Source organism: Methanococcus voltae (genome assembly GCF_017875395.1).
In the GTDB taxonomy this organism is placed as follows: domain Archaea; phylum AGJL01; class Methanococci; order Methanococcales; family Methanococcaceae; genus Methanococcus; species Methanococcus voltae_C.
The window spans coordinates 39,558-51,220 of sequence record NZ_JAGGMO010000009.1; the positions used below are offsets into that span (position 1 = coordinate 39,558).

Below are 11,663 nucleotides of genomic sequence, written 5' to 3' on the forward strand. Positions count from 1 at the left end.
AACAAATAGTAATATTATGTTAAAATTTTAATATATTAATAATATTCTAATTAATTATCTAATCTAGTTTAAATTATTAAACGTTTGAATCCTAAATATATAAAATTAACTATTTGTTCCCAATAAAAATATAATTATATTAAAATATTAATAACTACTTTTGTTCCTATTATGGGGCATAAAATATAAAATATAGGTAATATTCGATCAATGTACAATATAAATTATCACTTAAAGAAATATGACATATATAATGAAAATATATTTAGAAAACTAACTAATTAGAATTTTGTAGATATTACTTCATAAATAACATTATTTACAAACCCCAAAATGGTAAATACTGTAAAATAGCGTAAAATAGCTTAAAATAATGTTAAAATTAGCAAAAAATTCTATTAAAAGCTAACAATATTGAGGGCAATAATGAAAAAAATTAACAGTATAGTGAAAAAATTAAGTCATAAAATGTTAATTCTGTCTATGATATCTATTATAATACCCATGGTTGCCTTAAGTGCATTTTCAATAAATGGGCTTGATAATTTGGCTTCCGAAAGTTTAGATAAATCTGCAGAATTGTCATTGAATTCCGGATGTGTGGCCTTAAATGATAAAATAAATTATTATGAGAAATTTTCAGAGTATGTTTCAAGTACAACTGGACTAAAAAAAGAAATACTAGCAGAAGATATTCCTAGTATTAAAAATAGGATTAATCTGCTAAATAATGTTCAGAATGTAGAATTAATGGTTATTGCAGACGATAAGGGCAATATATTAGCATCTAATGCAAAAAACAATGATTTTGAAGTTAACAGTGTCATATCCAAATTTTCAAAATCCTCCAAAACCATAGCATTTGAATCAATACCTGGAAATATTGCTGAAAAATTCAGCAACTATAAAGTCAGGAATACAAACGATGCCCTATCTATAGTTTCAGTTACCCCTATATACTGTACTGAAGAAGTAATGAGTACTTCAGATAAGAGTGGAGACACAATCGGCTATTTTATAATCGTAGATGTTTTAAATAATGACGTAAATTATCTTTCACAACTTCAGAAAGAAACTGGCAGTAGTGCAGCTTTAACGTTGTATGACTCAAGGATATCCACCACTGCAGATAATAAAGATTTGCTCGGTGAAAAAATTAATTCTGAAGCTTACAATTACTTAAAAACTCAAGATAAATACTATGAGAGCATGGTAATTAATGGAGAATACTATTATTGTGCATATAAAGCGTTAAGAGATGTAAATGGTAATTTAGTTGGTACTTTGGGGATTGGAGTACCTACTGAAGAGATAATATCCGTTTTAGATGATACAAAACGTCAAAACGTAACTGTTATAATCGTAGGTATATTATTAGGCTTATTGATATCCTTATACACTAGTAGACTTATTACAAGACCATTAGGTAGATTAAAAGAAATTGCCGAACAATTTGGAGCTGGAAACTTTTCCAGTCGTGCCGATATTAAAACAGGAGATGAATTAGAAGCTTTAAGTAATTCATTTAATGGTATGGCAGACAATATTCAATCAATGAACAAATTGATGGAAACGGATAAAGAAAAATTAGCGGAAACCATTATGGACGTTTCAAAAGTCATGAAAAAACTTTCAGAGGGTGATTTTACAGCCCATGCTGACGAAAGCAAAGACATCAATGGCTTGCAAAAGTCAATTAACTTAGCAATTGAAAATATTGGCGAATTAATCAAAGACTTAAGAAAAGATATAGAAGTATTGGATAATGAAATAGAATTGGTCGAAAGTCAATTGGTAAATGCTGAAGAAAGTGCTGAACAATTAACCGATGCAGCCTCACAAGTGGCTAATGCAGCGTCTGAACAATCTGTAAAATTACAAAACTCTACTGAACAATTGATGGAAACTTTTGAAGATGCTAAATCGGTCAACGATACGATAGAGAATATGGTTAAAATTGCTGGGTCAATAAAGGTAAATTCAAATGAAGGAATAGAAAAAGTTGAAAATGCTACAGGAACTATGGATAATATTGCTAGTGTTATTGATGACCTTAGTAAATCCATTAGCGAGCTAGGAACTGAAAGTAAGAAAATTAACGAAGTAACTACGTTAATTAAGGATATTGCAGACCAAACAGGTCTTTTAGCACTCAATGCAAGTATTGAAGCAGCAAGAGCAGGGGAAGCAGGAAAAGGCTTTGCCGTTGTAGCAAGTGAAATTAAAGACCTTGCCGAAGAAATTAAGAAATCTGTGGAAGATATTAATAAAACCATCAAAGGTATTAATTCTAAAATCGATGAAACAATTGAACTTGGAAATAATGGAAAATTACAAGTTGAAAAAGGAGTTTTAGCTATTGATGAAGTTAACTCAGCCTTTGAAGGTATACAAGATGGCGTAGCTAATTCAGGTTCAAGAATGAATACTATATATACAGGCTCACAGAATGCGTCCACTAATGTAAATTTAGCACTAAAAAACTCACAAGAAGTTGCGGCTATTGCAGAAGAATTTGCAGCTACTGCTGAAGAAGTAACCGCGTCTACAGAAGAGTTGAATAGTATTATTGAAGAAATAAGGAACGCTTCCGAGGAATTGACGAAAATTTCCCGTAATGTTTCTAAAAAAACTAATGAATTTAAAGTATAATATAATTTAATAACAATATTAAAAAATAGGAATATTAAAAAATAAAATAAAATAAAATAAAAATAATAGCAGTATATTTTATAATATTACTGTATATAATCCTCAATTTCCTTTAAATTGGGGAAATACATAATTTCTTTTTCTTTTATTATTGGATAAATTTTTTCTTTAAAACTTTCAGATTTAAGTTCTTTCAAATAGGGTGATAAAAAATTACCAAATAATTCATTTATTTTTACTCCCGAAGGTATATTTGAAAATGAGGGTAATACTAAAATATTTTTTAAATCATGATTTTTATAATTTTTATTATCATTATCATTATCATTATTTTCTTTATTATTTTCAAAATAAGTACTATAATCTGCAATATGTAAATAACTTGGAAATCTGTGATTATTTAATTCTAAAACCGGGTGTTCATGCCCCATAACCATTAAGGTTATATCTGATTTGAAATTTAAATTTTCTTGGTTTAGTATTTTATGACCATGATAATAAAGTAAACCATCTACCTTGTAATATTCGTATATTTCATACAGATCACTATCTTCAAGCTTTGAATATTCTTGATAAATTCCATCGCCTTTATCCTTCATTTTTTTCTTCAATTCTGCATTTTTCTCATTTATTTCATCATTAAACCTATTTAAACATTCATTTAATACATAATCAATCATTATATCGTGATTACCCCTAACTAATATTAATTTGGTATCTTTATACTCGTTATGTATTAATTTCAATATTTCATACATTACATCGTAAGTCTTGTAAGGTATTTTATTAAAATGATGTAAAATATCTCCAACCATTATAAATTTTTTAGGTCGATATTTATCTAATAAATAAACAATTCTATTAATTATAACGGTTTTTTCGTGCAATGGAAATAATACACCCTTTCTTTTAAATTGCTCTTCTAATCCGATGTGCAAATCAGAAACTGCCACAGTTTTGTTTCTAGAATCTATCAAAGCATTCTTATCAAAATTTAAATCTAAATCTCTGTAAAAATTGGCTATTTCCTGCATTTTATCAAATCTCTTATAATTGCTATTAATAAAATTAAAATTAAGTAATAAATTTATAATAATTTATAATAATTTATAATACGTTATAATACCATGTACTAATTTATTATTTTATGAAATTATTCAAATTTTTGTAAGTATTTTGAAGCACTCGAAAAGGCGTAGACTCCTTCACCTACTGCTTTAGAAACTTGCAAAACTCCTCCCGTTATATCCCCGCAAGCATATATCCCTTCGATATTCGTTTCACAGTTTTTATTAGTTACTACAAATCCTTTGTTTAGCTCTATGTTACTATCACTTAAAAATTCATTATTTGGCGTGTAACCAAGCATTATAAACGCTCCATCTCCATTTATAACTTGTTTTTGATTATTATTATTATTATTATTATTATTAGCATTAGTATTATTCTTAGTATCTAGCATTTCAACTTCTATACCCTCAAATTTAACTTCCCCTTTAAATTCCAATGGTTTTGCATTGTATATTATCTCTAAATTCTCAATTTTTTCAAGTCTATCCATAATAATTTTTTCTACGACTTTTATTTCTGATTTATCCGTTACTATTGTAATCTTTTTGGCAATATCTTTTAAATTGTACGCCGCCATAGCTGCAGGTGTATTTCTACCGATTACTAAAACGTGTCTGTCTTTAAAGAAGAAAGCATCACACATAACACAGTAACCAACACCTTTACCGACATACTCGTCTTCATTTATGCCCAAAGACTTATATTTGCTACCTGAAGCAATTACAACAGTTTTTGTTATGTAGTCGTTGTTACTAGTTACTACTTTATGGTAAGATAATTTATTATTCCCATTTTCATCGTGTATGGTAACCGCGTTAGGTACAACATTAATCACTTCTTCGTGTACTATTGGTAGGTTTAAGCTGTTGGCGTGCTCTGCAAAATTATTAGCAAGTTCAAAACCTTTTATTTGAGAATAGCCCAGGTAATTTTCAACTACGCCTGCTTCTGCTATTTTACCGCCTGCATTTTCCTTCTCGATACATATCGCATTAACTCCGCCACGCATTGCATATATGCCTGCAACAAGTCCCGCAGGACCTCCGCCAATAATTATCATGTCTTTAAGATTTCCAATTTCCATAATATCCCTTTTTTACATTAATTCTTATATAATTTAATATATCTTTGATGTTATTTTCCAATATTATTTTAATAGTATTTTGATATTGTTAATTCTCAGTATTTAATTCTCAGTTTATTATTTATCTTTCTACATTTTTATAGATTATTTTATGAATTTCGTAAATGTTACAAATATTACAAATATTACAAATATTACAAATGTTAAAAATCATATACTTTTAAATTTATTCTATTTATTTTCTATTTTTTAAAATAATTATGATTTTATATAGGATTATTAATAAATTATATATAGGAAAAAACAGTACACTATTGAGGATAGATAATTCAAAGTCCTATCGTATTTTATTACATAATTGTTTAACAAGTATATATTGGAGGGAAAATATGAAAAAAATTGCATTGGGTTTCCAGCACGTTTTAGCGATGTTTGGAGCTACTGTTACAGTACCCCTGGTAGTGGGTAGTGCTATTGGGTTACCACTCGAACAAATAGCGGTCTTAATTCAAGCCGTTCTTTTAACGATGGGTATCGCTACCATATTACAGACTACAATTGGTTCAAAGTTTCCTATTGTTCAAGGTTCAAGTTTTGCTTTTATTCCTGCTTTAATCTATATCGGCAGTAGCGTTGGATTGGCAGCTGTTGAAGGTGCTTTAATCGTTGGAGGTATCCTCGAGGCGATAACTGGTGCTTTCGGTTTAATCGGAAAATTAAAAAAATTATTTACCCCTGTTGTTACTGGTGTTACCATCATGTTGGTTGGTTTCAGTTTGGCTAGTACGGCTATGAAATACACGTTCAACTTTTTTGGAGACCCTACCGGTGCTTCTATACCATACGCTGCTTTTGTTGCATTGTTAACCTTTTTTACAACTGTTATAATCACATTAAAATCAAAAGGAACCTTAAAAACTATGCCTGTTGTTATTGGTGCAACTGTTGGATACCTTGCAAGTATCGCTTTAGGACTTGTAGATTTCACATTAGTTTCAAGTTTACCACTTTTCAGCCTACCGCAACTTATGCCTTGGGGTATGCCAGTATTCAACGCTGATGCGATAATCATTATATTATTTGCGTTCCTTGTAAGTATTATTGAGAGCGTAGGGGATTATCATGCTATTTCTACAATATCTGAGGAACCCATCGACAATAAAAAAATAAACAAAGGTATTACATCAGAAGGTTTATCCTGTACAATTGCGGGTTTACTCGGTGGTTGTGGTACAACAAGTTATTCTGAAAACATAGGACTTGTAGCACTTACAAAAGTTTCAAGCGTTCAGGTTGTGCAAATTGGTGCAGTAATCTTAATGTTATTCTCATTAATTCCTAAATTCACCGGTATTTTAGCATCTATACCGGGACCAGTTTTGGGTGGTCTTACAATTGCTTTATATGGTATGATTGGTTTAACAGGTCTTAAATTAATCAAGGATAAAGTAGAATTAAACGATAAAAATACTTTGGTTCTTGCAAGCGCATTAATTGTTGGTTTGGGCTCTCCTCAGTTACCAGCGGAGTTTTTAGCACACTTCCCTAAAATAATAGCGAGTATATTAGAATCAGGAATGGCAATGGGTGCAATAACTGCTATAGTACTTGACCAATTGTTTAAAATTAAAAATTAATATTTTTTATCTCTTAATTTTTAAAATAAGGTTTATTATCGAATGTTAATTGATAAATTTAAGTATATGTCATCAAAACATTAAAATAGTATATATACCAAAATAAAATATGATTATAAATTATATGATTATAAATTAAATTTTATAATTATATCTTTAATGCTTTTACTATATTGAAATTATTATTTCTAAATATTATTTTTAGCATATCAAAAATTAACGAGGCGATATAATGAAAAAAGATACAAGATGGGAAGGAGTATACTCATTTGAAGACTCACCTTTTTTAATTGAAACACTTTCAGATTTAAGAGAGCAAGATACTGACAACATTGCGTTCAGAAAAGGTCTTGTAAGACTTGGTAGGTATATGGGCTACGAATTAACAAAAACAATGGATTTTGAAGAAGTAGAAATCGAAACACCCCTTGAAGCTACAATTGGTTTAAAAGGAAAAGACAGGAAAAATGTATTAATCATTACAGTTTTAAGAGTTGCTATTCCTTTAATGGAAGGTTTAATCAAAACACTAGAATCTGCCAGAGTAGGTATTGTTTCAGCTTCAAGAGGACCGGCTCCAGACTTTGAAATTAAAATGGACTACATAAAAGTACCTAAATTAAAAGAAGAAGACACCTTGATTATCTGCGACCCTATGATTGCTACAGGTTCAACTTTAATCAGCGTTATGAGAGAACTCAAAAGCTGTGGTATGCCAAAAAGAGTTGTTGTAGTTGGTGTAATTGGTGCTCCTGAAGGTATCGATGCAATTAAAAAAGAATTCCCTGAAACAGAGATATATGTTACTAAAATGGACAGAGAATTAAACAAAAAAGGTTATATATTACCAGGTCTCGGAGATGCAGGAGATAGAGCATTTGGAGAACCTGTGAAAGTTTCATTATTACCACAAATGCACAACCTTGAATAATTAAAAATGTGAACTACATTATAATGCTACATAAATGTTAACTACATATAACATCACATAAACTTACAAGATAACCTAATATTGATAAATTTACATGATAAATTTACCATATTTTATTTTTTTTAAGAATAATTTTTATTATATGATAAGATAATTTATCTATTATGATAATTAAATATCATTATTTTAATTTTACCATATAATCGTTTAATTTTATTAAAAACCCATATTTTTGTTTTGAAATATTTTTTAAGCATAATTTAGCATTTATTTGGTTAAAAGGTTATTTTACTATAACAGTTTAATTAACTACATTCTATTAACCCGAATCTATATATAGAAATTATAATATATACATAATAGGACTTTATGACCCTTATGGGGGATAATAAGGTCTAAACAGTTTAACTTAAGAAGCGTAGAATACTAAAAATATATGCAAATAAAATAACATAATAATGTAATTTTAAATATTATATACGTGCGATATTACAACATAAGGATATATATTGACTTTATGGTTCTAGAACATTAGTCTCACGGTAACCATTATAGTATTAAAAATATATGACATTTATAATTGTATAATCTATATGTTACATTTAATTATAATTTAAAGATATAAGAGTTTAATTAATAATTTATCCTCAAAATTTAGGATAATGCCAATAGTTTATCCAACAATATGCTATTATTCTATTATACTATTATTCTATTATACTATTATTCTATTATTCTATTATGTACTATTCAATCACTTTATTTAATCTTCTATTTTTTAATTTTTAATTTTTAATTTAGTAATTCAATTAATTAAGTTATTAAGCTACTAAGCTACTAAGCTACTAAGTTAGTAAATTATTTACCCTTCGATTTTGACAATATTTCCAATTTCTTTTTATATGACGACGATATTCGAACTAAATTTATCGAAAAACTATTTATATGATACTAATTATATGTATAGTACCATATGATTATAATATTAATATAAAAATAAAATTAAATTAAATTAAATTAAAAATAGTATATTAATAGAAATAATATCGATAAGAGTATTATACGAATGGGTAAAAATAGATAATAATAAGTAAAAATAGGTAAGATAGACAAGATATTTAACTATGGCTATATTACTATATTCATTAAAAATTACCATATGTTATTAATATATCCATTTTTAAATATATATCGCCACATAATTAATTTTAAAATTTGATGGAGGACAATTATGAATATCATCTCAAAAACAAACGACTCGACTACAAACTCAAAAACCCTAGAACAAGAAATAAGGGAAGAACTAAACGTCAAAAAGGAACAAAATTTAGTTTCAAAAAGTATATCTTACAGTACTGGAAAATATGCTTTTGATATAGATTCTGACGAAAAAATACTGGATTTATTCCAAGATGGGGTTAAAGATTGGTGGGTACAAAAATTCGAAAAATACAAAGAATTTAACGAGGGTTATTTCACACCCCCTCAACGTCAAGCAATCCCCCGTATTCATTACGGGAGAAATACTCTTATTTGTAGCCCTACTGGTAGTGGTAAGACTCTAAGTAGTTTTATGAGTATCATAAACGAGCTTTTCAGAATTGAAAAAGAAGAAGGACTCGAAAATAGCGTGTATTGTATATACATAAGTCCCTTGAAGAGTTTGGCAAATGACATTCACGTAAATCTTGAAGAGCCACTCGTAGAAATCAAAGAAATTTTAAAGGAAAAGTATGGAAAAGAAGATATGGGGGATATAAGGCACGCTATAAGACACGGAGATACTACAAGTTACCAAAAAAGTAAAATGTTGAAGCAAACACCCCATATTTTAAATACTACCCCTGAAAGTTTAGCAATTATCTTGAACTCACCCAAGTTTAAAGAAAAATTAAGGACTGTTAGATGGGTTGTTATTGATGAAATACACTCTCTAGCAGATAATAAAAGAGGGGTACACCTTAGTTTAAGCCTTGAAAGACTGCGAGAACTTACAAATAACGAATTCGTAAGAATTGGTTGTAGTGCTACGGTTGAACCACTTGATGAAGTTGCAAGTTATCTGGGCGGTTACTATGATATAGAAACCCCTAGACCTGTGGAAATTGTAGATACGAGATTTGTACGTAGCTACGATATGAAATTAATTTGTCCAGTTCCGGATTTAATTATGAGTACGCCAGAGGAAATTTCAAAAAAATTATACGGTGAATTACATAATTTAATTCAAGAACATGAAAATACCCTTATATTTACAAATACGAGGGGTGGAGCAGAACGTATATTGTACAACTTACGTAGAAAATTCCCAGAATATACGGAAGAAAATAGTGGTAGCCACCACGGTAGTTTATCTAGGGATAAAAGGTTAGAAATAGAATCTAAGCTTAAAAAGGGTGAATTAAAAGTAGTAACCACGAGCAGTAGTCTTGAACTTGGTATTGATATGCCATACGTGGACTTGGTTATTCAGATCGGTAGCCCGAAAAGTGTTAAAGTACTACTTCAACGTATTGGTAGAGCAGGTCACGGTATTGAGAGGATTGCTAAAGGTAGATTAATAGCTTTAGATAGGGATGAACTTGTAGAATGTACAGTTATGCTAAAAAAAGCAAGAGAAGGGTTTATAGATAAGGTTCAGATACCTAAGAAGCCTTTAGATGTACTTGTTCAACATATCTATGGAATTGCAATTAATGGAATAATTGAATTTGAAAAAGTTAAAGATATAGTACGAAGAAGTTATAATTATAACACGATGACCGAAGAGGACTTTAAAATAGTTTTAAACTACATGACTGCTAGTTATGCAGGAATGGAAGATAGAAACATCTATTCTAAAATTTGGTATGACGAAGAAACCAAAAAAATTGGAAAATCAGGTAAAACTGCAAGAATGATATATTACATGAATATCGGCACTATTCCAGATGATTTTAGCTGTGATGTATATGTAAGAGCAAATAAAGCTTGGATTGGTAAATTAGACGAACAATACCTTGATAGACTTGAAAAAGGCGATGTTTTTGCATTGGGTGGCGAACATTTGAAGTTTATATACCGTAGAGGTAGTAAGGTATACGTTGATAAAACGTCTGAAAAACCAAATATTCCAAATTGGTACTCTGAAAGACTCCCACTTAGCTATGATTTGGGTAAAAACGTTTTAGAGTTTAAAAAGACTGCAATAGAGAAATATGGCAATGGCATATTAAAAGAATGGCTTTCCGAATTACCTATAGATAATAACAGTATAGAAAGTCTTTATGGGCTATTCGGTCAGCAAATTCAGTATAAGGGTAATAGTAGCATTAGTTTACCTAATAGACTTGTTATAGAAGAATATAATGGTGAAGGCTACGATGGCTACAAGAAAGATAAGAAAGGAAAAACTGAAAATAAGTATCTTTACATCCACAGTAATTATGGAAGAAAATTCAACGATGGATTCAGTAGAGCCATAGCTTATAAAATTAGTGAGCATTTTGGCGTTGGTGTGCTAGTTAGCGTCTCAGATACTGGTTTTTCATTGGAAGTGCCAAAGAAAAAACGTATTGACATAGTTCAAATTATCAAAGAGCTAACTCCGAATAACGTATATGGCATTTTAAAGCTTGCTCTTGAAAATACCAATCTTATGAAGAGAAATTTTAGAATAAACGCTACAAGAAGCTTGATGATACTTAGAAACTACGCTGGACGTAAAAAATCCGCTAAAAGACAGCAAGTCAGTGCTGATTTGTTGATACACTATGCTAAAAAGTTAGATAGATTTGCACCACTTGAAGAGACTTACCGTGAAATTATCGAAGATAGTTTGGAAGTTGAGCATTTGCAGGAAATTTTGGGTAAAATACAGTCTGGGCATATTAAATTAGAACATATTGATGTATCAGTGCCAACTCCAATGAGTTTCGGGCTTGCCACACTTACTGCGAGCGATGCAGTACTTGCAGAGGATAAAAATAATTTATTAAAATTATTCCACGCTCAAGTAATGTATAAAATTTCAAAAAAGGGCAAATAATTTGTTAAATTAAATTTAATGCTGAAAAAAGTAATAAACTAAAAAACTTTTACTCTTTTTAATATCTTTTAAAAATTGAAAATAATATTTTTATTTATTATAATATAATAATATTTAAAAATAATAAGTTAATAAGTTAATAAGTTAAGATGAATAATTTAAGATAAATAATTTAATTATTCAATCTTAAATCTTCCTGCAGATTGCTCAACTCTTTCAGCAACTTGTACAACTTGTTTTGAAATAGATTCGATTTCTGAA

The 11,663-nt window shown here is 29.3% G+C and carries 6 protein-coding genes; 4 read left to right on the forward strand and 2 right to left on the reverse strand.

Going from position 1 to position 11,663, the window contains the following annotated elements; genetic code table 11:
- The first annotated feature begins 426 nt into the window (after positions 1-426).
- Complete coding sequence (locus J2127_RS08190; protein WP_209733076.1) at positions 427-2,652, forward strand: methyl-accepting chemotaxis protein; 2,226 nt, start codon at positions 427-429, stop codon at positions 2,650-2,652.
- A gap of 86 nt (positions 2,653-2,738) precedes the next feature.
- Here J2127_RS08190 and J2127_RS08195 read toward each other — a convergent pair whose 3' ends face one another.
- Together J2127_RS08195 and J2127_RS08200 are read right to left on the reverse strand one after the other, a co-directional pair.
- Entirely contained in the window at positions 2,739-3,686 is a 948-nt protein-coding gene (locus J2127_RS08195; protein WP_209733077.1) for a metallophosphoesterase, read from the reverse strand.
- 119 nt (positions 3,687-3,805) lie between these two features.
- Positions 3,806-4,807 (reverse strand): NAD(P)/FAD-dependent oxidoreductase, encoded by a 1,002-nt coding sequence (locus J2127_RS08200; RefSeq protein WP_209733078.1) that lies wholly within the window; start codon positions 4,805-4,807, stop codon positions 3,806-3,808.
- Between the two features lie 389 nt (positions 4,808-5,196).
- Here J2127_RS08200 and J2127_RS08205 point away from each other — a divergent pair, with 389 nt between their 5' ends.
- The 3 genes from J2127_RS08205 to J2127_RS08215 all read left to right on the forward strand — a co-directional run bounded on the left by J2127_RS08205 (position 5,197) and on the right by J2127_RS08215 (position 11,402).
- Positions 5,197-6,444 carry a uracil-xanthine permease family protein gene (locus tag J2127_RS08205; protein WP_209733079.1) on the forward strand — a complete coding sequence of 416 codons (1,248 nt, stop codon included), beginning with the start codon at positions 5,197-5,199 and terminating at the stop codon, positions 6,442-6,444.
- A 232-nt stretch (positions 6,445-6,676) separates the two neighbouring features.
- Positions 6,677-7,375 (forward strand): uracil phosphoribosyltransferase, encoded by a 699-nt coding sequence (upp, locus tag J2127_RS08210; RefSeq protein WP_209733080.1) that lies wholly within the window; start codon positions 6,677-6,679, stop codon positions 7,373-7,375.
- A 1,375-nt stretch (positions 7,376-8,750) separates the two neighbouring features.
- Complete coding sequence (locus J2127_RS08215; protein ID WP_209733085.1) at positions 8,751-11,402, forward strand: ATP-dependent helicase; 2,652 nt, start codon at positions 8,751-8,753, stop codon at positions 11,400-11,402.
- Positions 11,403-11,663: the final 261 nt, after the last annotated feature.

Coding starts and splice junctions, on each gene's coding strand:
- J2127_RS08190 (WP_209733076.1), top strand. CDS start 427: ATGAAAAAAATTAACAGTATAGTGAAAAAATTAAGTCATAAAATGTTA.
- upp (WP_209733080.1), top strand. CDS start 6,677: ATGAAAAAAGATACAAGATGGGAAGGAGTATACTCATTTGAAGACTCA.
- J2127_RS08200 (WP_209733078.1), bottom strand. CDS start 4,807: ATGGAAATTGGAAATCTTAAAGACATGATAATTATTGGCGGAGGTCCT.
- J2127_RS08195 (WP_209733077.1), bottom strand. CDS start 3,686: ATGCAGGAAATAGCCAATTTTTACAGAGATTTAGATTTAAATTTTGAT.
- J2127_RS08205 (WP_209733079.1), top strand. CDS start 5,197: ATGAAAAAAATTGCATTGGGTTTCCAGCACGTTTTAGCGATGTTTGGA.